This window comes from Flavihumibacter sp. CACIAM 22H1, assembly GCF_001601815.1.
GTDB lineage: Bacteria > Bacteroidota > Bacteroidia > Chitinophagales > Chitinophagaceae > Flavihumibacter.
This window is the reverse complement of the sequence record NZ_LUKG01000026.1, coordinates 19,556-43,768: the sequence shown is the minus strand read 5'-3', so window position 1 is coordinate 43,768 and position 24,213 is coordinate 19,556. Positions and strand designations below refer to the sequence as shown.

Here is a 24,213-nt window from a genome sequence, read left to right as displayed (position 1 = left end):
CATGATACTCAAGGGCCTGGGAGCGACGGGTTTCTTTACTCATACGGGTGCAAAATACGAAATGACAATTTTGCAAAAAGATTTGGTGAGAAAAGAAAAGCTGTTATATTTGTACTGTACTAGTATAGTAGTACACTAAAACAATAAGCCATGATATCTATCCAGAACATTCATTTCAAATACGGTGGTAAGCCTGTTTTTACAGGATTGACCCTGGATTTGCAGCCCGGGCATATCTATGGGCTCCTGGGAAAAAACGGCACGGGCAAGTCCACCTTACTCCGGTTGATCAGCGGGTTGCTGTTTCCCCAACAAGGAAAGCTGACGGTATTGGGATTTGAGCCCGGAAAGCGGGTGCCTTCTTTTTTACAACAGGTATTCCTGGTACCGGAAGAATTTTACCTGCCAAATATTTCCATTGATAAGTTTATGCAGGCCAACGAAGGGTTTTATCCCAATTTCAGCGAAACTGATTTCAGAAATTACCTGAAAGAATTTTCGATTCCGGAAGGCCAGCATCTGCAGGAAATGAGCTATGGGCAGAAGAAGAAAGTTCTGATCAGTTTTGGACTAGCCTGTAATACCCCCATTTTACTAATGGATGAACCTACCAATGGGTTGGATATTGTTAGTAAGAGCCAGTTCAGAAGAGTGATGGCCGGAGCGGTTAGCGAAGAGAAATGCATCCTTATTTCCACCCACCAGGTAAAAGACCTGGAGAACCTGATAGACCGGATCACCATCATTGATGAAGGAGGTATCCTGTTTGACCAGACGATCGGAAAAATTACCAATCGGCTGCATTTTAAAATCTCCTTCGACAGTGAAGAAGTTCGCACTGCATTATACAAAGAAACATCGTTGAAAGGAAGCGCAATTATCCTGCTTAATGAGGCAGGAGAGGAGGGGCGGCTAGACCTTGAAATGTTGTACAAGGCTATAATTACCAATAAAGAAGCTGTACAAAAAGCCTTTCACTAATCAATCACTACTTATCCAACTGTTATGAACAATACATTTAGCTTTCAACGCTTGTTTGCCCTGCTTCGCAAGCAATGGATTGAAAACAACCGTTTTTACTTACTGGGGTCACTTGCTTTATTAGGATTGATGGCGATCAGTATGATTATTTTCTGGGTTATTATGGATGGCGATAATTATACTGAATCGGCCGCTTATGCTATTTACCTGGTGGGGCTTTACATAACCGGTACCGTATATGGAAGTATCAGTTTTTCCATCCTCGGGTCAAAAGAACGGGGGCAGTACTGGTTGAGTTTTCCTGCCAGTCATGCTGAAAAGTTGATCACCACTATTCTATACAATACGGTCTTGTTTTTTGTGGTTTATACGCTTTCTTTCTTGCTGGTAAAATGGACCGCTCAGACCTATGTGATCAATTATGTGCGTACCCACCAATGGGCAAGTTTTACGCCCATGAACTGGGATACTAATTTCGGTATTGCTTTTCCATATATAGTTTGGGGATATTTCTGTGTGCAGGCTTTATTTATCCTGGGGTCGGTTTATTTTAAGCAGTTTGCCTTTATAAAAACAATTATTTCCGTAACCGTAATTGGTGGTGTATTGGTGTTTATACTGGCTAAGATCGCCATTAACCTTTTCCCCAATTATAATTTTTTCTGGAATAACCTGGAACTGAGAGAACATCATATAGCCGACAATTACGGGGTTTATAAAGCCTATGCGTTGGGTTCCAATTTATCCAAGGTATTGGGTTACCTGCTTACCTATAGCTGGCTACCGGTTTTCTGGTTGGTAACCTGGTACCGATTAAAGGAAAAGGAACTTTAATGAATAACAGTAAACGAATCAACTATGCAATTTAATACAACCGGCCAGGCCATCTACCTGCAGATCGTCGACTATGTTTGCGAGCGGGTACTACTAGGTGAGTTTCGGCCAGAAGATAAACTTCCCAGTGTAAGGGAGATGGCGGTTCAGCTGGAGGTAAACCCAAACACCGTAATGCGGGCATATGACTTCCTCAAGCAACAGCAGATCATACACGATAAAAGGGGTATTGGTTATTTCATAAGTGAAGACGCAAAAGCTGCCGCACTTGCCTATCGTAAACAGGAGTTTACAGAAACGGAATTGCCGGCATTTTTCCGGGTGCTCTTCATGCTGGGGATGGAACCCCAGGATCTTTTACCGGCCTTTGAAACTTTTAAAAATAAATACGTAAGAGCTTAAACCTTTTCAGATGAAGACTAGTAATAAAATTTTAGTGGGTATGCTTACCGTATTGTTGCTGATTCCGGCATTTATACTGGTAGCTTTTTCCATCAAAGTAAAAAACGGAGATTTTAGTATTGAGCTAACTGAATGGGAGCAGGAGGCCCGTAAAGTGAAGCCTATTGCCAATGCCAATTTTATTAAGCTGAAAACACCGGGTAGTTCCAAACTGGAATGTACCATTCATTATTCAGACAGTGTCTATTACCGGAAATTCGGTTCCGGAAAAGATAGTTTATCAGTAGAAAAATCCGGTGATACACTTTGTTTCAATGTAATTACCCGCCATGAAACAAAAGAAGGAGAGGAACGATCCGAAATTTTTGTAGATATCTTTATGCCTTTCAAAGGATTGTTGATGCTGGATGGAGCGGCAGCTACCCTGGACTCTGTGGCGGCCGATGCAGAAATCTCTGTAGAAATGATTAATAAAAGCAGTTTGAACCTGGGTAATCCCAGGCCGGAGAACAGGAAAAACATTCGTATGGCTGCTTTGCAGGTAAATGGAGACGCGTCGGCAGTTTACCTGTTTGATAATACCCAAATTGATAAGCTGTCTTTAAATATGGGAGGCAACTCCAACCTCTTTTTTGGAAAAGACCTGGCCATAGGCTCACTGAATGGAATGGTATCAGCTGCTACCGAGGTAAACGGAGCCGCCAAATGGATATATCAGTTGAAACCCCTGCCCTGATCAAAGGTTGGCTAGTGCACCGAAGCAGGCCATCATTCCGATGCCGTTTTCAATAGCGCTTTCATCAATATCGAACGTGGGAGTGTGTACGCCCGATACAATTCCACGTTCTTTATTCATTACCCCGATCCGGTAAAAGCAACCGGGAATTTGCTGTGAATAATACCCGAAATCTTCTGCACCCATCCGAAGTTCTGTTTCCTCCACTTTTTCGGGCCCCATATATGCAATTGCCAGTGTTTTGGCTTTTTCGTGTAAAGCCTCATTGTTATAAACAGTGGGATAGCCAACATCTATATGAAGCTGAACCTCGGCTCCCATTGCGTGGGCGGTTCCTTCCACAATATTACGGATCAGTTCATGTGCCTGGAAACGCCAGGTTTCGTCCATGGCCCGAAAAGTGCCCATCATTTTTACTTCGCTGGGAATTACATTGGTTGTGTGCCCGCCCTGGATGGAGGTGATGGATAATACCGAGGGCTGTTGCGGGTTTCTGTTACGGCTAATGACCTGCTGCAGTGCAATCACTATATGTGAAGCAACCAAGAGGGTATCGGTCGTAAGATTGGGCGCGGCAGCATGTCCGCCTTTTCCTTTGAGTGTGATATAAATTTCATCCGCACTGGCCATTACTTTACCTGCCCGGAAACTTACTTGTCCAACGGCTAACTGGGGGTGTACATGCAAGCCGAATATGGCTGCCGGAACGGGATTTTTTAATACGCCGTCCCGAATCATGAAACTGGCACCGCCGGGGTTTTTTTCTTCGCCCGGCTGAAAAATCAACTTAATGGAGCCTGTCCATTCTGTCCGTAGTTCCTGCAGAATTTTAGCGGCTCCCAGCAGGCAACTGGTATGTACATCATGACCGCAGGCATGCATGATACCCGGGCGGGTAGATTTATAGGGGACTTCGTTTTCTTCCTGAATGGGAAGCGCATCCATATCTGCCCGAAGGGCAATACAGCGGCTGTTTGGCTCCCTGCCTTCAATAAGGCCGACCACACCAGTGGTGGCCAGTATAGTAAACGGGATGCCTAGTTTGCGTAAGTGCTCCCGTACAAAAGCACTGGTTTCAAATTCCTGGTAACTTAATTCCGGGTTGGCATGTAAATGATGTCGTACAGCTCTGTACTCTGCTGAATACTCTGCTGCTTTCTGTTTGATCTTTTCCAGTAATGCCTGCTCCTGCTGCGCGCTTATATCCATTTTGCAAAGATAAGCGCTTCATCAGTCTGGTTTCACCAAAGGCAACTCACTCATCAAAATTGCTTTTGTCTGGATTAACTTCAACCACATCATTTACTATATATACATTCTGCTTGAATTCGCGGGATAATTGCCGCTGGTAGGATTCTGCCATTTTACGGTCTTCAAAATTTCCAACTCGTAAGCGGAAATAGGGTGCCTGGTATAGGAGATAGGCTTTTAGTTCAGGAAAAAGACGGTATACCGTGGTTTTTGCCTGCATGGCAGCATTTCTATCGGTAGTATTGATAACCTGGATCCGGAAACCTGGTACATTTCTGCGTGATTCCCTTGTGGTAACTTCATTAATTTCTGTTTGTTTTTTTACCAGTTGGTCGAGCCGCGGATCTTTTTTTACGATAATAGTATCCGGTTTCGGAGCGGCATATCCCAAAACCGAGCACAAACAGACGCTGATTAAAATGAGTAAGGGTTTCATATCCGGAAACTAAATCAAATTCCTCGCCAAATATCGGGCTTATCCGTTATTTTAATCCCAAACTAATATCCCTTTTCTGTTGTTGCTGAAGGGCCTCCTGATACAATGGCCAGGCTGGCGCTGCATCCGAGCCGGTTGGCACCAGCCTCCACCAGCGAGGCTGCAAAAGCAAAATCGCGGATTCCACCCGAGGCTTTGATCTGTACGTGGGGAGGCAAACAGGCGCGCATTAATTGAACTGCTTCTACAGATGCCCCCTGTTCGGCATAGCCGGTAGAGGTTTTCATAAAGTCAATTCCAAGGCTGCCCAGTTTTTCACAGCATCCCCTGATTTCTTCCGGGCTAAGTATGCCAGATTCTATAATTACCTTAAGCAGCCGGCCCTTATTGTGGCAAACCTCTACAAGCAGGGCTACTTCTCTCTGGAGATAGGTCCAGTCGGCCTGCTTTAATGCAATCAGGTTAATGACCATATCTATTTCCTGCGCGCCGTCCACAATGGCCAGTACAGCTTCCGCCACTTTTGCTTCGGTTGCGGCATATCCGAATGGAAATCCTACAACGGTTGCCACTTTTACCCGGGTAGGTGCAAGAATTGTAGCTGCCCTTTTTACATAAGGCGGCGGAACGCAAACTGCTGCAAAACCATAGGCTACCGCCTCTGCACAGAGTTTTTCAACTTCCTGAATAGTGGTAGTGGGCTTTAAAATGGTATGATCAATAAAAGAAGCAATATTCATAATATGTTCAGACCGCTGATAAAAATCGGTAGTCTAAGTTATACCATTTACTTAAATTCGGACTTCACTCTAACGAAACAAGTAACACTCATGAGAAAACATTTTTTGCTGCCTTACAGGCGCAGGGTGCCTGCATTGCTTGGTGCATTGCTGGTGGCATCCCTCACACAGGCACAACCGACTTTTCCGGTCAATGGTATTGCAGACGATAAACCGACCACTTACGCATTTACGAATGCTACCATTGTGGCGCAATCCGGTTCAACCTTGTCGGCGGCCACCATGGTGGTAAAAGATGGAAAAATTTTGGCCCTTGGTACCAATATCACAGTACCGAGGGAAGCAATGGTGGTGGATTGTAAGGGTAAATATATTTACCCCTCTTTTATTGATATGTACGCGGATTACGGAATGCCTCCGCTGGCAGCCGTTCAGCGGCGGTTTAACTTTGGTGCACCTGCCCAGCTAACATCGAACCAAAAAGGGGCCTATGGCTGGAACCAGGCCATCCGTTCCGATGTTCAGGCAGTTACCCAGTTTTCTGCGGACGAGGAAAAGGCAAAGCTGCTTCGTGATCAGGGCTTTGGCACTGTATTAACCCATGTTAAAGATGGCATTGCCCGGGGAACAGGCGCCATTGTTACCCTGGCCGATGACAAGGAAAATAAAACGGTGCTCAAAGAGAAAGCGTCGGCACATTATTCCTTCAGTAAAGGATCGTCTACCCAAACCTATCCCAGCAGTTTAATGGGAACTATTGCCTTGCTAAGGCAGAGTTACCTCGATGCGCAATGGTATAAAAACAATGCCGCCAAAGAAGGGCTCAATCTAAGTTTACAAGCCTGGAACGATAATCTTTCCTTACCGCAGATTTTTGAAGCCAATGATAAATGGATGGCAGTACGTGCCGATAAAATCGGCGATGAATTTGGCGTGCAATACATTATCAAGGCCGGTGGCAATGAATACCAGCGGATCCAGGATATGGCCGCTTCCAAAGCAGCCTTTATCTTGTCCCTGAATTACCCCCAGGCAATGGATGTGGAAGACCCGAATGATGCCCGTTTTATTTCACTGGCTGATATGAAACATTGGGAAATGGCACCCGCCAATGCTGCCGCTTTTGAAAAAGCAGCCATTCCATTTGCACTTACCACGGCCGACCTGCGAGATGTGAAACAATTCCTGGGCAGCCTTAGAAAAGCCATGGAATACGGGCTTTCTGAAAATAAAGCCCTGGATGCCCTTACCAAAACACCGGCATCGCTCCTGGGGATTTACAACCAGGTGGGGAGCCTTGAGCCTGGTAAACTGGCGAATTTTATTGTTACGAACGGGCCCGTATTTGCAGAGAAAACGGTGATCCTGCAAAACTGGGTACAGGGAAAAAAATACGGGGTAAAAGAAGAAAACTGGACGACCGCCACCGGAGAATACCAATTGGCCCTAGTTGGCGGAAAAGGAACCCAAAACTATACCCTGCTGGTTAAACAGGGAGGGGCGGCTTCGGTTATACAGAAAGATACCCTTACTGGAAAACTTAGTTACGACGGAAAAATGATCAAACTCAGCTTTCCCGAAACCAAACAATCCAAAAAAACGATCCGGCTCAGCGGTGTTAGCCATACCGATGGATGGCAGGGCACAGGTGAGGATGCAGCCGGCGAAAAAATATACTGGACGGCCAAACTGGTGAAAGAAATCCCCGCAGTTGATTCTGCTAAAACAAAATCGGTACCTCAATTAGCTGCAGTTCCTTATCCTTTTAACGGGTATGGTTTCGAAACCATGCCAGTACAACAAACCCTGTTGATCCGGAATGCAACTATCTGGACCAACGAAAAAGAGGGAAAAATAGAGGGCGCCGATCTGCTTATAAAGGCAGGTAAAATTGCTGCGGTAGGTAAAGGCCTTTCAGATGCTGGTGCAATTGTAGTAGATGGCACCGGAAAACACCTTACCGCGGGAATTATTGACGAACACTCCCATATTGCGGCTGCTTCAATTAACGAAGGCGGACAATCCGTTACTTCAGAAGTACGCATTGCTGATAACCTGAACCCCGATGATATAAATATTTACCGTCAGTTGAGTGGGGGAGTAACCAGCTCTCATATTTTACACGGGTCAGCCAATACCATTGGTGGACAAACCCAATTGATCAAACTTCGCTGGGGCGCCAATGCCGAGGGACTGAAATTTGCAAACTGGACGCCACAGATCAAATTTGCCCTTGGGGAGAATGTAAAACGTTCCAGTTCCAGTGCTAATAATCGCTTCCCGGATTCCCGGATGGGTGTGGAAGAGGTACTGACGGATGCGTTTACACGTGCCCGTGATTATGAAAAAGCCATCCAGGAAGCCTCTGTTGTTCCGAAAGGGAAAAAGGCTGCGGCTGCCAATCCATGGGCAACCGTTCGGCGCGACCTGGAATTGGATGCGCTGGTTGAAATCCTGAATAAAAAGCGATTTATCACCTGCCATTCCTATGTGCAAAGTGAAATTACAGCAGCCATACGGGTGGGCGATAAGTTCGGATTCACCTTCAATACCTTTACCCATATATTGGAAGGCTATAAAGTAGCTGATAAAATGAAAGCGCACGGTTCCAATGCATCTACCTTCTCTGATTGGTGGAATTATAAAATGGAAGTGGTGGATGCCATTCCTCAGAATGCCGCTATTATGCATGCAATGGGGCTGAATGTTGCCATTAACAGCGATGATGCGGAAATGGCCCGCCGCCTCAACCAGGAAGCTGCCAAAAGTGTAAAATACGGCGGTATGAGTGAAGAAGATGCACTTAAAATGGTAACCCTGAATCCTGCTACCATGCTGCATGTGGAAGATCGGGTGGGCAGTATTAAAGTAGGGAAAGACGCGGATCTTGTGCTCTGGACAGACCACCCGCTTAGTATCTATGCCAAAGCTGAAAAAACCATCGTAGACGGTATTGTGTATTTCGACCGCCAGAAAGACCAGGAGATGCGGGCCGGCATAACGGCGGAAAGAAATCGCCTTATTCAGAAAATGATTGGGGAGAAAAAATCAGGCATGCCAACCAGTCCGGCGCGTGCAAGTATGGAAATTATGCATACCTGCAGTGATCATGCTCACAGCCATGGCCTGCTTGTTGTAGATGCAGATGAGATCAGTGTTAACCAATAAAGCGAATTAAAATGACTAAACATATCATTACGTTCATCGGGGCCTGCTTTTTAGGGCTGTTGTCCTTTGCCCAGGAAAATGTTTACCCGGCTCCGGCTTATAAGGGCCTGCTTTTTCTGAAAAATGCTACGGTACATGTTGGAAATGGTCAGGTGCTGGAAAATACCACCATCCAGATTAATAACGGCAAAATTGAAAAAATAGGACAGAACCTTCCAATACCAATGGATGATGTAAAGGTGTTTGATGTTTCGGGAAAACATGTGTACCCGGGTCTGATCCTAAGCAATTCGCAACTGGGCCTTGTAGAGGTGAATAGTGTGCGCGCAACGATAGATCATACAGAAATAGGTGATATTAATCCCTCTATCCGTTCTATTGTGGCGTATAATACAGATTCAAAAGTGATTAATACGCTGAAGACGAATGGAATTCTGATGGCTAATATAGTACCCAACGGCGGGCTGATTAGCGGTTCTTCTTCCGTTGTGCAGCTCGATGCATGGAATTGGGAAGATGCTGCTGTTAAGATGGAAAATGGTATTCACCTGCGATTGCCTTCCCTCCTTAACCGCCCCAACCCCTTTGCTGCATTTTCGGGGTCGGCTTCAACCGCTGACCCGGTTAAACGCGGACTGGAGCGCATTGAAGAAATCAAAGCCTTTTTCCGCGAAGCGCAGGCCTATGCCAATGAGCCGAAACACAGCAGCACGAACCTGAAATATGAGGCTGTAAAAGGACTCTTCAATAAATCGCAGAAATTGTTCGTGCACTGCGATATTGTAAAAGAAATGCTGATTGCAGTTGATTTTGCGAAAGAGTTCGGGATGGATGTGGTTATTATGGGAGGTAGCGAATCCTGGCAAATGGCCGATTTGCTGAAAGCAAATAATGTGGCCGTGGTATTATCGCAAATGCACAGTTTGCCCACCATGACCGATGACGATGTAGACCAACCCTATAAAACCGCGGTTGCTTTACAAAAAGCCGGTGTGCTTTATGCAATTAATGATGAAGATGGGCAAACCCGCGGACGAAATCTGGCGTTTAATGCGGGCACTTCGGTTGCTTATGGTTTAACCAAAGAACAGGCTTTGCAGGCAATTACCCTGAATGCCGCAAAGATACTGGGTATTGATAAGCAGGTGGGTTCCATAGAAGTAGGAAAGGATGCCAGCCTGGTTGTAAGCGAAGGCGATATCCTGGATATGCGTACCAGTATAATTTTGCATGCTTTTATCCAGGGCCGCAAAGTAGACCTGACCGATAAGCACAAACAACTGGACGAACGCTACAGAAAAAAATATGGGTTAACCAAATAAGGCCGTTGTGCCAAATGATTACACTGCCGAAAAAGGTAACCCCCGGGTTACCTTTTTCGGTTTTATAGAATTAACCAACGCATTCTCCCACATTCTTCAGTAGTGCATTTCCGGAACGATTTCTGCCGCCGAACCAGTCGGGCATGCGTCCTTTTCCTGGTTTTAAACAGGTAAGGCTGCAGGGCAACTAGCTAAGGCGGCAGCTTTTTTTCAACCCCGGTTACAATCTTCTTACGGGCGGCAACCATTCTATATTAAGTTTCGTTTTTGTATTTATTACCCCCAAAAAAAGTCAGTATGAAAAAGAGTATGCGTTATGTTTTGTTGGCAGTAATAGGCAGTTTAAGTCTGTTTTCCTGTGATCGTTCTAATGATGATGATACCGATCCTACCAATACCCCTGCTAATTCAGTAACCAATTCCTACCTGAGCGGCGGCTCCTGGAAACTGAGTTTGCTCACAGATGGGGGCGTGGACGAAACTTCCGATTATGAGGGTTATACCTTCGAGTTTATGGCCGATGGTAAAATGACCGCTACCCGCGCCGGTACAACTACAAACGGCACCTGGCGTACCCAGCGCGATGACGGTAAAAATGAACTCCTGATTCAACTGGTAACCACTGATAAGGACCTGGATGAACTGAACGACGATTGGGATATTGTACTTAGTACCAGTTCAAAAATAGAGTTGCAGGACGATAATGAAGCAAGCAACGAAAAGCTTCATTTCACTAAAAAATAAGTTTTTATTGGCTGCCGGCTGCGTGTAAGCCTGCCGGCAGCCAATAAACCCTCAAAAATGGTATATTAGGGGGATAACTTCTGCTCATGAGCCTGACCACCAGCGCCCGACCGGTGATTCGTATTGCTTCCATTGATGTACTCCGCGCACTTACCATGTTCGGAATGATTTTCGTAAACGATCTTTGGTCGTTGAAAGACATTCCTACCTGGCTCGAACATGTGGCTGCCCAGGAAGATGGAATGGGCCTTGCCGATATCGTTTTTCCCGGTTTCCTGTTTATTGTGGGTATGTCTATTCCTTTTGCTGTACGGAACCGACGTGCCAAAGGTGATTCAACCGCCCAGCTTGTATTCCATATCATACAACGCGGACTGGCCTTGCTGCTGATGGGTATTTTCCTGGTTAATGGTGAATATATCAACGAATCTGCCACCGGTATTTCGAGGGGTGGTTGGAATGTGATCAGCTGGATAGCCTTTATGCTGCTGTGGAACCAGTATCCAAAAAACTGGCCGAAACCATTAATCCGTGCCTTACAGGTACTGGCTTTGCTGGCCCTATGCTGGCTTGCATTTGTCTACCAGGGAGGTGCCGCTGAAAATCCAAAAGGCTTCAGTACCTGGTGGTGGGGGATTCTTGGGCTTATCGGCTGGGCCTACCTGGTAGCAGGCCTTTATTTTACCTTTACAGCTGGAAAAATCAGGTTGCTTGCCGTCGGCGCACTGGTAAGTCTGTTGCTTTGCGCTTTACATCACCTTAAATTGCTGCCGTCCAATCCGTTCCTAAATACGCTTTTATCTCCTATTGCATTTGGCGCCATGACGGCATTTACGATCGGCGGTGCCTGGGCTTCACAAGTGTTTTGGGAACTGCATGAAAAAAATAAAAGCAGCCCTCGTTTGCCCCTGCAGTTTGCACTTGCTGCGTTTGTATTGTTGCTGGCAGGTTTTTTATCCAGGCCAACCTGGGGAATCTCTAAAATTCAGGCAAGTCCCTCCTGGGTAATGATCTGTTCTGCTATTATGCTGTTGCTTTTTCTACTAATATACTGGCTGGTAGACCAGAAGAATAAGTTGAGTTGGTTTGCTGCTATCCGTGCTGCCGGTACCGAAACCCTGCTTTGTTATGCACTGCCTTATTTTGCCTATGCACTGATCCGGCCTACCGGATTTTACCTGCCAGATTGGGCAATAACCGGAACCGTGGGGTTATTCAAATCAATGCTTTTTGCTTTGTTGATTATACAGGTGGCCGGCTGGTTAAGCAGGAGAGGGCTTCGGTTAAAATTATAAGCGGGGAATTTTCTTTATTGCTTCCTGTAAAGCAGCAGGAGTCGATTTAAAGGAACTCAAATCAACAATTTCTACTTTCCTGAATTCGATGGGATGACTTTCCGATTGAAGGGAAATATATCCTTCATGGATGAGTCCACCATCTGCGAAGCCCATTCCTTTCACCCATTGATCGCGGCCATCGTATTGAGGTTTGGAGTAGGTTAAGACAGTATCGCCCTCAACGATATGATGAATGATAGAATCGCCCAGTACCAACATTTCTACCCGTACCCATTGGTCGCCTGCATAGGTTTTGGAGCTTGAGTTCACACAATGAGGGGTAAATAGCTCATTCTTCATTACCACGTTGGTGCCCGGCGTACAAAGGTTGGCAGTGCTTCGGGGATCGGTTCCATTACCGCCCAAAAACTGGGCTTCCATGGAAATAGGAAAATCCTGTTCTTTTTTGATGGTTTCCGGTGCCTGGCAATGTAACATGGCACCACTGTTGCGAATGGCCCAGCCTGGCCCGTCTTTAATCTGATTACCGATAAAACGGTATTCTATACCCAGCAGGTAATAACTGTATTTGTTTTTATGAAAGATATGGCCATATTGTTCTTTAAACCCGTCGTATTGATCATAAACAACTTTCAGTACCCCATTTTCCACCCGAAATGTATTGCCGAAATTTTCGTTTAAAGCATGGTCCTTTATTTTGATGGTCCAGTCCTTCAGGTCTTTTCCATTAAACAGCTGAACCCATTGAGGCGAGCTTTTTTTACTAGATGATCCGCATGACAAAACTAGGGCCAGTACAGCCGCAAATAGCAGATTTTTCATGGTGGTTGCTTTCGATATTTAGTGCAGTGAAGATAAAAAGAAAAGGTGCCCCGAAGGACACCTGAATATAGTTTAGACAATCGTTTGTTATGCGCCGTGACAGTTCTTGTATTTCTTTCCGCTGCCACAAGGACAAGGGTCATTCCTGCCGACCTTGGGTCCTACACGGATGGGTTCTCGCACAGCAGGTGCCCCGCTTGGATCGTAGTAATCATTTTGATTAGCGGCATAATCATCTCCCTTGGCTTCCACTTCTTCCTTGTTCGACTGAAGTTTGCTCATGTCTGTTTTTTCCTCCCTGCCTTCCTTAATGATATCGGCAGGCTGCTGCTGTTCCATAGGAATTCCGCAATGGCAGAGGAAGGAAACGATATCGCGATTTACCTCTCCGTCCATTTTCCTGAACAGGTCAAAAGCCTCCATTTTATAAATTACCAAGGGGTCTTTTTGTTCGAGATAAGCGGTTTGTACACTTTGTTTGAGATCATCCATAGCACGGAGGTGTTCTTTCCAGCTATCATCGATCAGCGCAAGTGTAATGGTGCGTTCCAGGGCATTGCTAAGTTCACGACCATCTGTTTCAATGGTCTTCTGCATATTGCTTAATACGTTGATGCCTCTGCGGCCATCCGTAAAGGGAACCACCACGTTTTCAATATGCATTCCCTGTGTAGTGCGAATGTTCTGGAATACGGGCACTGCCTGTTGGGCAATTGCCTGCATCTTTTGCTGGTAACGCTGGGTAGCTTCCTGGTACAACTGATCGGCAAGATGCTGTGCATTGCCAGATTTGAAGCCTCCTTCCGTAATCTGGGTGTCCAATCCAAAGTTCATGATAGCGGCTAATTTGAAGCCTTCAAAATCATCCTGCTCTTTGAAAGAGGTAACCAGTCCTTCGGCAACACCATAAAAGGCATTGTCCAGGTCAAGGGCCAGGCGCTCTCCAAACAGGGCGTGATTCCGTTTTTTGTATACTACGTTCCGCTGCTTATTCATTACATCGTCGTATTCCAGCAGGCGCTTACGGATACCAAAGTTGTTTTCTTCCACTTTTTTCTGCGCTCTTTCAATGCTGCGGGTAATCATGCTGTGCTGGATCACTTCGCCTTCTTTGTAACCCATACGATCCATCAGTGAAGCAATTCGGTCAGAACCGAACATGCGCATAAGATCGTCTTCCATTGATACATAGAACTGGGAGGTTCCCGGATCGCCCTGGCGTCCGGCACGGCCTCTTAACTGCCGGTCTACCCGTCGGCTTTCATGCCGTTCGGTGCCAATAATAGCCAGGCCGCCGGCATCTTTTACGCCAGGCCCCAGCTTAATATCGGTACCACGACCCGCCATATTGGTAGCAATGGTAACTGCTCCTGCAAGGCCGGCTTCTGCTACTACCTGTGCTTCGCGGGCGTGTTGTTTGGCATTGAGCACATTGTGCGGAATTTTTTTACCCTGTAACATCCGGCTCAGTAATTCACTTACTTCCACCGAGGTAGTGCCCACCAGTACCGGCCTTCCGGCATTCCTCAGTTGTTCGATTTCTTCGATAACTGCGGTGAATTTTTCTTTTCTGGTTTTGTAGACAAGGTCCTGGTGGTCTTTCCGTGAAATTGGCAAATTAGTGGGTATGGTAACTACATCCAGTTTATAAATATCCCATAATTCAGCGGCTTCTGTTTCTGCCGTACCGGTCATGCCCGCAAGCTTGTGGTACATCCTGAAATAGTTCTGCAGGGTGATGGTAGCATAGGTTTGCGTAGCTGCTTCAATTTTTACGTTTTCTTTTGCTTCAATCGCCTGGTGCAGCCCATCCGAATAACGGCGGCCTTCCATGATACGGCCCGTTTGCTCATCAACGATCTTTACCTGTCCGTCAATTACCACGTATTCCACATCCTTGTCGAACAGGGTATAGGCTTTTAGTAATTGTTGAATGGTATGGATACGATCTGCTTTCAGGGTATATTCATTCAGCAGAATTTCCTTACGCTGTAATTTTTCTTCTGCTGTGGCGGTGGTGTCTGCTTCAATTTCTCCAAGTTTGGAGCTGATATCAGGCAGTACAAAAAACTCAGGATCTTCTCCTGATTTGGTAATCATCTGTATACCTCTTTCCGTAAGGTCTACCGAGTTGTTTTTCTCTTCTATATAAAAGAATAACTCGGCATCTACCTTGGGCATTTCCTTAGACTGGTCGGCCAGGTAATAGTTTTCAGACTTCTGCAGCTTTACTTTTACCCCGGGTTCGCTAAGGAACTTGATGAGAGAGCTGGTTTTGGGCAAACCACGATACGCCCGCATCAGGGCCAGGCCTCCGTCTTTCGGATCATCATTTCCTTCAGCAATCTTTTTACGCGCTTCGATCAGGAATTTATTTACTACCTGTTTCTGGGCTTCTACGAGCTGTAATACCCTGGGTTTAAGCTGGTGGTATTGTTGTTCATCACCACGGGGAACGGGGCCTGAAATGATCAGGGGGGTACGGGCATCGTCAATTAATACCGAGTCCACTTCATCTACCATGGCAAAATGGTGCTTGCGTTGTACCATTTCATCCGGGCTGTGCACCATATTATCTCTCAGGTAGTCAAAACCGAATTCGTTATTGGTGCCATAGGTAATATCGGCCTGGTAAGCTTTTCTGCGATCCTCGCTGTTGGGCTGGTGTTTGTCGATACAGTCTACCGTAAGACCCAGCCACTCAAACAAGGGGCCATTCCATTCAGAGTCACGTTTTGCCAGGTAATCGTTTACGGTAACAATATGCACGCCTTCACCGGCCAATGCATTAAGATAGGCGGGCAGGGTGGAAACCAGGGTTTTACCTTCACCGGTGGCCATCTCGGCAATTTTTCCGGAATGCAGTACATAGCCCCCGATGAGCTGAACGTCGTAATGCACCATGTTCCAGGTAACGGAACCGCCACCGGCTGTCCAGGTATTGCTGTAATGGGCCTGGTCTCCCTCAATTTTTATATAATTCTTTTTCACGGCCAGCTGGCGATCCAGGTCGGTAGCCGCAGAAACGATGGTGCTTTGCTCCTTAAAACGGCGACCCGTTTCTTTTACCACCGCAAAGGCTTCCGGGGCAATTTCTTTAAGGATTTCTTCAATTTTATCGTTTCTTTTTTTCTTCAGCTTATCAATTTCCTGGTATATAGCGTCTTTTCCGGCAAAATCACTGAATGGAAGCGCTTCTGCCTGTGCGCTTAACTGACCGATTTCTTCATTTATAGCTACCAGGTGTTGTTGGATCCGGTCTTTGAATTCCTGGGATTTGGCACGGAGCTGATCATTGCTAAGTGACTGGTAAGCAGCAAAATACTCATTCGCTTTGGCCAATAATGGCTGGATTGCCTTAACATCTTTCTCCGATTTGCTTCCGCCAAATAGTTTTTGTATAAAACCTAACATTGTTTTGGGTATTGTCTTAATAGAATTCGATAAATGTGCGTTGTTTAGCTGTCAATTTCAATGCTACAAATCATTTATAGTCAAATTGTCAGGCAGGCAAAGGTACGGTAACACAATGGGAATTGAAACCGGCACATTTTCCCTGAAATTGCATTGAAATTACCTGTTTTCTTTTACCTTTGCGGCCAAATTGAGGAAAATCATCCCACTATGTCAGGAGCATTAAAAGAAGTACGTAACCGGATAAAATCCGTTCAGAGCACCCAGCAAATCACCAAAGCCATGAAAATGGTGAGTGCCGCCAAACTGCGCCGTGCGCAGGATGCTATACTTCAAATGCGTCCTTATGCGAACAAATTACAGGAGATGCTTTCCAATATCGTAAGTAATTCGGAAGGTGAAGTAGGGGGTACGCTGGCTACTGAGCGGGCAGTTGAAAAAGTACTGCTGATTGTTATTACCAGTGATAGGGGCTTAGCGGGTGCCTACAATGCCAATATTATCAAAGCTGCCAAAGCTGCTATCGCCGAGCGATATTCCGGTCAGTTTGCCCAGGGCAATGTGAGTATCTGGAATATTGGAAAAAAAGGCTATGAAGCTTTTGTAAAGGCCAATTACAAAGCCGATGCGGCGTATAAAGATATTTTCCTTGACCTTCGGTTCGAAACGGTTCAGGCCTGCGCGCAGGCGGCCGTAAAAGCTTTTGAGAACAAGGAGTTTGACGTTGTGGAAATTGTGTACAGTGAATTCAAGAATGCCGCTACCCAGCGCTATATTGTTGAGCGTTTCCTGCCCATCCCTAAAGTAGAAGCAGGTCCGAATGCTAAAAAAAGCGACTTCATTTTTGAGCCCAATAAGGAAGAACTGATTGCTGAACTTATGCCGAAAATCCTTAATACGCAGTTGTACAAAGCGGTATTGGATGCCAATGCATCTGAACACGGTGCCCGTATGACGGCCATGGATAAGGCTTCTGAAAATGCCAACGAACTGCTTCGTTCGCTCAAAATCAGTTACAACCGCGCCCGCCAGGCCGCCATCACTACGGAGCTGACCGAGATTGTGAGTGGTGCGGCTGCATTACAGGGTAGCTAAGGGGCTTTTCCACATTGTGTATAACTCCATTTCCGTGTTTTAGCATTTTTGAGAAGCTTGCGGCATATTCATTGCTGAATAGTACAGGAGGCGAAAGCCTGGTGCTTAAAATGTTGAAACCATGGAAATCGGAAATATTATCCCTCATATAGAAGCCCTCATTTTTGCCAGTGAAAAGCCATTAGGGGCGCTTGAACTCACCGATCTCATTAATCAGGCGTTTGGGTTCATGGAAGATAAACTTACGCTGGACCAAATTGAAGCCGGCATCGAAGGTATTGTTGAAAAATACCAGTCTGAGTTTTACCCGTTTGAGCTTCGCTTCAGCGGCGGCGGCTGGCAATTCCTCACTAAAAAGGAATACCACAAAACGGTAGCACAACTAAATGGCGATAAATTCCTGAAAAGGCTTAGTCCGGCTGCGATGGAAACCCTGGCTATCATTGCCTATAAACAACCGATCACAAAAGGGGAAATTGAATCGATCCGCGGGGTAAGTGCTGATTATTCCATTCAAAAACTACTCGAAAAAGAACTGATCGTGATCAGTGGCAGGAACGAAGAACTGCCGGGCAAACCCCTGGTATATACTACTTCCCGTTCTTTTATGGATTATTTTGGTTTAAACGGACCGGAAGATTTACCAAGAATCAAAGAAGTACTGGCCGATCAGGTGGTAGAACCCACTTTATTATCGGGTGGACAGGTGCACCGCGCCAATGGAGATGATGAAACGGTTACCGATACCCTGGTTGATACCATCGAAGATACCGATCATGCCAAGTTATTACTGGTTAGTGAAACCGGTGAATTACTGGAAGCCGATGACCAGGAAGATCAGCCCGATGCCGATACAGCTTCGGAGGACGAAGAACCGACCATATAACAGGTAACCTGTTTTCATAATATCCTCTTAAATAAGACAGATCTGCTGTATATTCGCCAAATTTGCAAGCAATCCAGATTATGTCTTATTTATCAGATGAAACCCTGGTGCAGTTAGCACAGGATTACGGTACGCCGCTGTATGTGTACAATGCCAATCAAATCAGTGAGCAGTACAATAAATTGCAATCAGCCTTCCATAAGGTAGACGCCCGTTTTTTCTATGCCTGTAAAGCACTCAGCAATATAAATATCCTTAAATACGTAGAGTCACTGGGTGCGTCTCTGGATTGTGTTAGTATACATGAAGTGCAACTGGGCTTGAAAGCTGGCTTTACACCGGACCGCATTCTTTTTACCCCTAATTGCGTTGATTTTGCGGAAGTGGATGAAGGCAAAAAACTGGGGGTAAACATCAATATTGATAATATCTCTATACTCGAACAGTTCGGGTCAAAATACAAGGGCAGTTATCCGATTTGTATTCGGTTTAACCCCCATATTATGGGTGGCGGAAATTATAAAATTTCTACCGGCCATATCGACAGCAAATTTGGAATTTCCATACACCAGCTGCGGCATATTGAACGGGTGGTGAAATCAACTGGCCTTAACATTGAAGGTATACATATGCATACCGGAAGTGATATCAAGGATGTAAATGTATTTCTACAAGGCCTGGAAGTAATGTTTGAACTGGCCACTCATTTCCCTAACCTTAAATTTATTGACCTGGGAAGCGGATTCAAAGTGCCCTACCAGGAAGGAGATGTTCAGACAGATATCGAATTGCTTGGACAAAAAGTAGCAGAGGCCTTCAGTGCTTATAAAGAAGAAACCGGTAAAGATCTGCAGGTTTGGTTTGAGCCCGGAAAATTCCTGGTAAGTGAATGCGGGTACTTTATTGTGAAAGCAAATGTTATTAAACAAACTACGGCTACTGTTTTTGTGGGGGTAAACAGCGGGTTTAATCACCTGATCCGACCTATGTTCTACGATGCCTACCATCGCATAAAAAATATTTCCAATCCGCGTGGCAGTGATCGCATTTACACCGTAGTAGGTAATATCTGCGAAACGGATACATTTGCCTGGGACCGGACACTGAATGAGGTTAGAGAAAGCGATTTTCTCGTGTTTTATAATGCCGGTGCTTATGGATTTGAGATGTCCTCTAATTTTAATTCAAGATTAAAACCTGCAGAGGTAATGGTGCTGGACGGCACTGCACAGTTGATCCGCCGGCGCGATACTTTTGACGACCTGCTCAGAAACCAGGTTTTCTAATTAGGGAAATCCGGCTTTTCAGTTTTCTCGTAGATGGATAAGACCTAATCATTTTATCCATTTAACCAGAAAATTGAAATGTATGATCCTGAAACCTTCTGAAGCCTATTCCAGGCGAAAATTTCTTGGTATTGCCGGTGCGGCAGCAGGCATGATGGTATTGGCCAGTTCCTGCGATAAAGACGATGATCCTATGCCCGGTGGAGGCGTGGATCTTGGAAGCGGGGATATTGGTATCCTGAACTACGCCTACGCGCTGGAGCAGTTGGAAGCTGCTTTTTATACTAAAGTTGCCGAATCTCCTTTTAGTGGTATTACCGCCACGGAAACAGCCTTGCTGACAGATATTCGCGATCACGAAATTGCCCACCGTGAATTCTTTAAAACAGCCTTGGGTAATGCTGCCATTAGTAACCTGGAATTCAATTTCAGTGGTATAGACTTCGGCAGCCGTACAAGTGTGCTTAGTACAGCCAAGGCATTTGAAGACCTGGGTGTATCGGCCTATAATGGTGCAGGTAAACTGATAACTACACCTGCTTATCTGACCCTGGCCGGAAAAATTGTTTCCGTTGAAGCAAGGCATGCCGCCTATATCCGCGATCTGATCAGTAATGGTAGTTTCGCCGATTCTACCGTGGTGGATATGAACGGATTGGATAAAAGCAGGATGCCGGCCGAAGTATTAACAATTGCTTCCGCTTTCCTGAAAACAAAAATTAATGCGGCCAACCTGCCTTCCTGAGGAGCAGACCATTGTATTACCATTATAAACCACTAAAAACAGTGCAATGCAATTACAACATATTTTCAATGAAATAAATAGAGTTGATCCTGAGCTGCCGGAAAGAATGAGCAGCCGGCGCCATGCCATGAAATCTTTTGCCGGTATCGGTGCCAAAATCGGGCTGGCCGCTATGCCTTTCCTGATCGGTTCAATTTTTAAGAAAGCATATGCCCAAAGTGGCCCATCGCAGGGAGCTGTTTTGGAAGTGCTGAACTATGCGTTAACCCTGGAGTACCTGGAAGCGGAGTTTTATGCTATGGGAATATCCAAAGGAACCGCACTGGTACCTGCAGGTGCGCCGGCAAATGCCATCAAAACAATTGGTGATCATGAAGCAGCCCATGTGAGTTTCCTGAAAACAGCTATCACCGCAGCTGGTGCCACGCCAGTAGCTAAACCCAATTTTGATTTTACCGCGGATGGAACATTTGCAGATGTATTTACCAACTACGCCACTTTTCTGGCGGTGGCCCAAACATTTGAAGATACGGGGGTACGCGCTTATAAAGGCCGTGCAGCCGAGTTAACCGGCGGGGGAGATCTGCTGACAGCTGCTTTGAATATTCATTCGGTGGAAGCACGCCATGCTGCGCATATCCGTTCTATGCGAAAAGCTAACAATTTCGGAAATGTGAAGCCCTGGATTACCGGCAAAGAATCGGGCATTGGTGCGGTTGTACAAGCCAGTTATGACGGGGAGGAACTTACCACGCAGGCAGGCGTTAACATAGTAAATATAAACGGCACTTCTATCTCCGCTGCTGCAGCTTCAGAGGCGTTTGATGAAGGCCTGACCAAAGAACAGGTGCTTTCGATTGTGGGTCCATTTATTGTTCAGTAAACTGGTCCGGTTTTGTTGGTCTGCCGCGTCGAAAGACGCGGCATTTTTATTCCTGCATATTTGTTACCTTAGGATTCAATCCATGAGCGATATGCCTGCAGTTTCACCCTTTCTTTCATTGGTCCGGAATGCTTTCCGGTTTCGCCTGTTTATGCTGCTGAAATTGCCAAGCGCCTATTTTTCAGGCGTTCGGGTGAAATATGTGGATGAAGCCAGCTGCCAGGTTTCCGTTCCTTTCAAATGGTTTAGCCAGAACCCGTTTCGTTCTACCTATTTTGCCTGTTTGGCAATGGCAGCAGAAATGAGCACCGGCATTCTGGCAATGGCGCAAACCTATAAGCGTAACCCGGCTGTTTCCATGCTGGTAACCGCATTGGAAGCTACCTATTCTAAAAAAGCAACCGGTATAACCATATTCACCTGCGACCAGGGGCCTCTTATTCAACAAGCTGTTGCAAAAGCTGTTGCTACCGGCGAAGCACAAACGATCCGTGTAAGATCGCTGGGTAGAAATTCAGCCGGAGAAGAAGTAGCTGAGTTTTTTATTAACTGGTCGTTTAAAATCAAACAATCATGAAAATAGCATTCCACGGTGCTGCCCGTTCTGTGACGGGATCCAAACACCTGTTGACCCTAAAAAATGGACGAAAGATCTTGCTCGATTGCGGTATGTTTCAGGGAATGGGTAAAGAAACAGACTCCCTGAACCGGCATTGGGGCTTTGATCCTGCTGAAGTTGATATGCTGATCCTTTCACATGCGCATATCGACCACAGCGGACTTATTCCCAAACTGGCAAAAGATGGGTTTAGGGGCAAAATATACTGTACGCCGGCCACGCGTGCACTGGCTTCGATATTGCTGGAAGATTCGGCGGAAATCCAGGAAGACGATGTGAAATACATCAATAAAAAGCGGGCGGCTACCGGCCAGCCTTACCTGAAACCCCTCTATACCAAAGAAGACGCCCTGGCTGTACTGGACGCTTTTTACGAGGTTGACTACGGTAGCTGGTTCCGGATCGAGGAAGGTATAGAATTGTTATTTACGGATGTAGGACATATAATCGGCAGCGCCGCTGTTCACCTCCGGATCACCGAAAACGGGAAAACCGAACAGGTATCTTTCAGTGGAGATGTAGGCCGCTACCGCGATATTATTCTACGGTCGCCAGAAGTTTTTCCGCAGGCGGATTATATTATTCTTGAATCAACTTACGGAAACAGCCTGCACGATCTTCAGGTAACCACGCCCGATCATTTGCTGGAATGGATCGAAAAAGTATGTGTTAAACGCAGGGGTAAATTGATCATCCCGGCCTTTAGTGTAGGACGTACCCAGGAAATACTGTTTTCACTGAATCAGCTGGAGGTAGAGCGTCGCCTGCCGGAGCTGGATTATTTCGTTGATAGTCCGCTTAGTATTGAAGCCACTGAGCTCATAAAAAAGTACCCCCAGTATTTTAATAAATCGATCCAGAAAATTCTTCAATCAGACAGTGATCCTTTCCAGTTTAACGGGTTGAAATATGTTAAAACAGTGGATGAGTCAAAACTGTTGAATTTCAGGAACGAACCCTGTGTTATTATCAGCGCAAGCGGTATGGCCGATGCCGGCAGGGTAAAACACCATATCAGCAACAGTATCGAAAACAGCCGCAATGCCATCCTGATGGTGGGTTACTGCGAACCCAGTTCCCTGGGCGCAAGATTGTTATCAGGGAAGAAAGAAGTGTCGATTTTTGGTGTTGAACACGAAGTGCATGCAGAAATAGGTTCCGTACGCAGCATGAGTGCGCACGGTGATTACGAAGACCTGAGCCAGTGGCTGGCCTGCCAGGATACGCGGGCGGTTAAAAAACTATTCCTGGTGCATGGTGAATACGAGGTGCAGCAACAGTTCAAACAACGTCTTATCAATAAAAAATTTTTAGACGTAGAGATCCCGGAAAGACATTGGGAAGTTGGCCTAAGTTAAGGCCAACGCCTGCAGAATATCTTCCAGGATATCTTGCCTGTTTTCCAGCCCTACCGAAATCCGGATCAGACCGGCACTGATGCCTACGGCATTCCGTTCGGCCTCGCTTAATTTACCATGCGTGGTGCTGGCCGGGTGCGATGCAATTGATCGGGTATCACCCAGGTTTGCGGAAAGGGAAAGCATTTTAAGTGAGTTCAGGAAGCTTCTGCCTGCTTCAATGCCCCCTTTTAACTCAAAGCACACAATGCCGCCGCCATTCTGCATTTGCTTTTTTGCGATGGCATGCTGTGGGTGGTTAGGCAGGTAGGGATATTTTACCCAGGATAATTTTTCATGGCCGTTCAGTTGTTCAGCCAGGAAAATTGCATTGGAAGCGTGGCGTTCCATTCTAACCTCGAGTGTTTCCAGGCTTTTGCTTAAGATCCAGGCGTTAAAGGGCGAAAGTGACGGACCGGTACTTCTGCAGAACAGGTATACTTCCTGGATCAGTTTCTTTTTTCCTAGTACAACGCCCCCCAGCACGCGTCCCTGTCCATCGAGCCACTTGGTAGCCGAATGTATTACCAGGTCAGCCCCCCAGGCAGCAGGTTGCTGATTAACAGGGGTAGCAAAGCAATTATCTACATTCACGAGCAATCCATATTTGTCTGCCAGTTTACGGACCGCTTCCAGGTCAATGATTTCCAGGGCCGGGTTGGTGGGTGTTTCCAGGTAAATCATACGGGTGGTGGGCCGGATAGCGGCTTCCCAGGAGGCAATATCGGCAGCATCCACATAACTGTGCTCAATTCCGTACTTGGGCAGGTATTTGGTGATTACTGTATGGGTACTGCCGAAAATGCTCCTGCAGGCCAGCAAATGATCACCCTGCTTTAAAAAGCTCATGAAACTCGCAAAAATGGCACTCATGCCGGAGGCGGTGGCAAAACCGGCTTCGGTTCCTTCCAGCGCGCACATCCTGTCTACAAATTCCTGTACGTTGGGGTTGCTGAAACGGCTGTAAATATTGTCATCGGTTTCATCTGCAAATGCAGCCCGCATATCTTCTGCGTCATCAAAACAAAAACTACTGGTAAGGTACATGGGTTGTGAGTGCTCCATTTCATTGGTGCGCTCAATCTGGGTGCGAATTACTTTTGATATCGGATGTTTCATGTTAGCTGGGTTATGCTTTAATTCTCACTTCATAG

The 24,213-nt window shown here is 46.0% G+C and carries 21 protein-coding genes; 15 read left to right on the top strand and 6 right to left on the bottom strand.

Annotated elements, in window-relative coordinates; genetic code table 11:
* Positions 1–150: 150 nt before the first annotated feature.
* Genes A1D16_RS09425 through A1D16_RS09410 form a run of 4 tightly spaced genes read left to right on the top strand, consistent with a single transcriptional unit; the run spans position 151 to position 2,953 of the window.
* Positions 151–981, top strand: a complete 831-nt coding sequence (locus A1D16_RS09425) for an ATP-binding cassette domain-containing protein (RefSeq protein ID WP_290709108.1) — start codon at positions 151–153, stop codon at positions 979–981.
* A gap of 24 nt (positions 982–1,005) precedes the next feature.
* Complete coding sequence (locus tag A1D16_RS09420) at positions 1,006–1,815, top strand: hypothetical protein (protein ID WP_290709107.1); 810 nt, start codon at positions 1,006–1,008, stop codon at positions 1,813–1,815.
* Between the two features lie 24 nt (positions 1,816–1,839).
* Positions 1,840–2,217 (top strand): GntR family transcriptional regulator, encoded by a 378-nt coding sequence (locus A1D16_RS09415; RefSeq protein ID WP_290709106.1) that lies wholly within the window; start codon positions 1,840–1,842, stop codon positions 2,215–2,217.
* Positions 2,218–2,227: 10 nt separating this feature from the next.
* Complete coding sequence (locus A1D16_RS09410; protein ID WP_290709105.1) at positions 2,228–2,953, top strand: hypothetical protein; 726 nt, start codon at positions 2,228–2,230, stop codon at positions 2,951–2,953.
* Here A1D16_RS09410 and A1D16_RS09405 read toward each other — a convergent pair whose 3' ends face one another.
* The 3 genes from A1D16_RS09405 to deoC form a co-directional block, all read right to left on the bottom strand.
* Positions 2,954–4,162: a M20 family metallopeptidase gene (locus A1D16_RS09405; RefSeq protein ID WP_290709104.1), complete on the bottom strand. Its 1,209-nt coding sequence runs from the start codon at positions 4,160–4,162 to the stop codon at positions 2,954–2,956.
* A gap of 46 nt (positions 4,163–4,208) precedes the next feature.
* Positions 4,209–4,640 (bottom strand): SPOR domain-containing protein, encoded by a 432-nt coding sequence (locus A1D16_RS09400; protein WP_290709103.1) that lies wholly within the window; start codon positions 4,638–4,640, stop codon positions 4,209–4,211.
* 62 nt (positions 4,641–4,702) lie between these two features.
* Positions 4,703–5,380 carry a deoxyribose-phosphate aldolase gene (gene deoC / locus A1D16_RS09395; protein ID WP_290709102.1) on the bottom strand — a complete coding sequence of 226 codons (678 nt, stop codon included), beginning with the start codon at positions 5,378–5,380 and terminating at the stop codon, positions 4,703–4,705.
* A 90-nt stretch (positions 5,381–5,470) separates the two neighbouring features.
* Between deoC and A1D16_RS09390 the strand changes: the two genes are divergently transcribed.
* The 4 genes from A1D16_RS09390 (at position 5,471) to A1D16_RS09375 (ending at position 11,909) form a co-directional block, all read left to right on the top strand.
* Entirely contained in the window at positions 5,471–8,548 is a 3,078-nt protein-coding gene (locus A1D16_RS09390; RefSeq protein ID WP_290709101.1) for an amidohydrolase family protein, read from the top strand.
* An 11-nt stretch (positions 8,549–8,559) separates the two neighbouring features.
* Positions 8,560–9,870 (top strand): amidohydrolase family protein, encoded by a 1,311-nt coding sequence (locus tag A1D16_RS09385; RefSeq protein ID WP_290709100.1) that lies wholly within the window; start codon positions 8,560–8,562, stop codon positions 9,868–9,870.
* Positions 9,871–10,167: 297 nt separating this feature from the next.
* A complete protein-coding gene (locus A1D16_RS09380; RefSeq protein ID WP_290709099.1) occupies positions 10,168–10,614 on the top strand; it encodes a hypothetical protein in 447 nt (148 codons plus the stop codon).
* Positions 10,615–10,700: 86 nt separating this feature from the next.
* Complete coding sequence (locus A1D16_RS09375; protein ID WP_290709098.1) at positions 10,701–11,909, top strand: DUF5009 domain-containing protein; 1,209 nt, start codon at positions 10,701–10,703, stop codon at positions 11,907–11,909.
* Here A1D16_RS09375 and A1D16_RS09370 read toward each other — a convergent pair.
* Together A1D16_RS09370 and secA are read right to left on the bottom strand one after the other, a co-directional pair.
* Complete coding sequence (locus A1D16_RS09370; protein ID WP_290709097.1) at positions 11,904–12,734, bottom strand: DUF1080 domain-containing protein; 831 nt, start codon at positions 12,732–12,734, stop codon at positions 11,904–11,906. The two genes, A1D16_RS09375 and A1D16_RS09370, sit on opposite strands and share 6 nt — an antisense overlap.
* Before the next feature lie 87 nt (positions 12,735–12,821).
* Positions 12,822–16,148: a preprotein translocase subunit SecA gene (gene secA, locus A1D16_RS09365; RefSeq protein ID WP_290709096.1), complete on the bottom strand. Its 3,327-nt coding sequence runs from the start codon at positions 16,146–16,148 to the stop codon at positions 12,822–12,824.
* Positions 16,149–16,358: 210 nt separating this feature from the next.
* Between secA and atpG the strand changes: the two genes are divergently transcribed.
* From atpG to A1D16_RS09330, 7 genes are all read left to right on the top strand, one after another.
* Positions 16,359–17,243: an ATP synthase F1 subunit gamma gene (gene atpG, locus A1D16_RS09360; protein WP_290709095.1), complete on the top strand. Its 885-nt coding sequence runs from the start codon at positions 16,359–16,361 to the stop codon at positions 17,241–17,243.
* A gap of 121 nt (positions 17,244–17,364) precedes the next feature.
* Positions 17,365–18,129: an SMC-Scp complex subunit ScpB gene (scpB, locus tag A1D16_RS09355; protein ID WP_290709094.1), complete on the top strand. Its 765-nt coding sequence runs from the start codon at positions 17,365–17,367 to the stop codon at positions 18,127–18,129.
* An 80-nt stretch (positions 18,130–18,209) separates the two neighbouring features.
* Positions 18,210–19,415: a diaminopimelate decarboxylase gene (gene lysA / locus A1D16_RS09350; RefSeq protein WP_290709093.1), complete on the top strand. Its 1,206-nt coding sequence runs from the start codon at positions 18,210–18,212 to the stop codon at positions 19,413–19,415.
* Between the two features lie 82 nt (positions 19,416–19,497).
* Positions 19,498–20,160: a ferritin-like domain-containing protein gene (locus A1D16_RS09345; RefSeq protein WP_290709092.1), complete on the top strand. Its 663-nt coding sequence runs from the start codon at positions 19,498–19,500 to the stop codon at positions 20,158–20,160.
* Positions 20,161–20,206: 46 nt separating this feature from the next.
* The gene (locus A1D16_RS09340; protein WP_290709091.1) at positions 20,207–21,043 is read left to right on the top strand and encodes a ferritin-like domain-containing protein; all 837 of its coding nucleotides are present in this window, start codon (positions 20,207–20,209) and stop codon (positions 21,041–21,043) included.
* A 91-nt stretch (positions 21,044–21,134) separates the two neighbouring features.
* Positions 21,135–21,620, top strand: a complete 486-nt coding sequence (locus tag A1D16_RS09335; RefSeq protein WP_290709090.1) for a DUF4442 domain-containing protein — start codon at positions 21,135–21,137, stop codon at positions 21,618–21,620.
* Complete coding sequence (locus tag A1D16_RS09330; RefSeq protein WP_290709089.1) at positions 21,617–23,020, top strand: MBL fold metallo-hydrolase; 1,404 nt, start codon at positions 21,617–21,619, stop codon at positions 23,018–23,020. The genes A1D16_RS09335 and A1D16_RS09330 overlap by 4 nt, the downstream gene beginning before the upstream one ends.
* Here A1D16_RS09330 and A1D16_RS09325 read toward each other — a convergent pair.
* The gene (locus A1D16_RS09325; protein WP_290709088.1) at positions 23,012–24,178 is read right to left on the bottom strand and encodes an aminotransferase class I/II-fold pyridoxal phosphate-dependent enzyme; all 1,167 of its coding nucleotides are present in this window, start codon (positions 24,176–24,178) and stop codon (positions 23,012–23,014) included. The two genes, A1D16_RS09330 and A1D16_RS09325, sit on opposite strands and share 9 nt — an antisense overlap.
* Positions 24,179–24,213: the final 35 nt, after the last annotated feature.

Coding starts and splice junctions, on each gene's coding strand:
- A1D16_RS09425 (WP_290709108.1), top strand. CDS start 151: ATGATATCTATCCAGAACATTCATTTCAAATACGGTGGTAAGCCTGTT.
- A1D16_RS09420 (WP_290709107.1), top strand. CDS start 1,006: ATGAACAATACATTTAGCTTTCAACGCTTGTTTGCCCTGCTTCGCAAG.
- A1D16_RS09415 (WP_290709106.1), top strand. CDS start 1,840: ATGCAATTTAATACAACCGGCCAGGCCATCTACCTGCAGATCGTCGAC.
- A1D16_RS09410 (WP_290709105.1), top strand. CDS start 2,228: ATGAAGACTAGTAATAAAATTTTAGTGGGTATGCTTACCGTATTGTTG.
- A1D16_RS09405 (WP_290709104.1), bottom strand. CDS start 4,162: ATGGATATAAGCGCGCAGCAGGAGCAGGCATTACTGGAAAAGATCAAA.
- A1D16_RS09400 (WP_290709103.1), bottom strand. CDS start 4,640: ATGAAACCCTTACTCATTTTAATCAGCGTCTGTTTGTGCTCGGTTTTG.
- deoC (WP_290709102.1), bottom strand. CDS start 5,380: ATGAATATTGCTTCTTTTATTGATCATACCATTTTAAAGCCCACTACC.
- A1D16_RS09390 (WP_290709101.1), top strand. CDS start 5,471: ATGAGAAAACATTTTTTGCTGCCTTACAGGCGCAGGGTGCCTGCATTG.
- A1D16_RS09385 (WP_290709100.1), top strand. CDS start 8,560: ATGACTAAACATATCATTACGTTCATCGGGGCCTGCTTTTTAGGGCTG.
- A1D16_RS09380 (WP_290709099.1), top strand. CDS start 10,168: ATGAAAAAGAGTATGCGTTATGTTTTGTTGGCAGTAATAGGCAGTTTA.
- A1D16_RS09375 (WP_290709098.1), top strand. CDS start 10,701: ATGAGCCTGACCACCAGCGCCCGACCGGTGATTCGTATTGCTTCCATT.
- A1D16_RS09370 (WP_290709097.1), bottom strand. CDS start 12,734: ATGAAAAATCTGCTATTTGCGGCTGTACTGGCCCTAGTTTTGTCATGC.
- secA (WP_290709096.1), bottom strand. CDS start 16,148: ATGTTAGGTTTTATACAAAAACTATTTGGCGGAAGCAAATCGGAGAAA.
- atpG (WP_290709095.1), top strand. CDS start 16,359: ATGTCAGGAGCATTAAAAGAAGTACGTAACCGGATAAAATCCGTTCAG.
- scpB (WP_290709094.1), top strand. CDS start 17,365: ATGGAAATCGGAAATATTATCCCTCATATAGAAGCCCTCATTTTTGCC.
- lysA (WP_290709093.1), top strand. CDS start 18,210: ATGTCTTATTTATCAGATGAAACCCTGGTGCAGTTAGCACAGGATTAC.
- A1D16_RS09345 (WP_290709092.1), top strand. CDS start 19,498: ATGATCCTGAAACCTTCTGAAGCCTATTCCAGGCGAAAATTTCTTGGT.
- A1D16_RS09340 (WP_290709091.1), top strand. CDS start 20,207: ATGCAATTACAACATATTTTCAATGAAATAAATAGAGTTGATCCTGAG.
- A1D16_RS09335 (WP_290709090.1), top strand. CDS start 21,135: ATGCCTGCAGTTTCACCCTTTCTTTCATTGGTCCGGAATGCTTTCCGG.
- A1D16_RS09330 (WP_290709089.1), top strand. CDS start 21,617: ATGAAAATAGCATTCCACGGTGCTGCCCGTTCTGTGACGGGATCCAAA.
- A1D16_RS09325 (WP_290709088.1), bottom strand. CDS start 24,178: ATGAAACATCCGATATCAAAAGTAATTCGCACCCAGATTGAGCGCACC.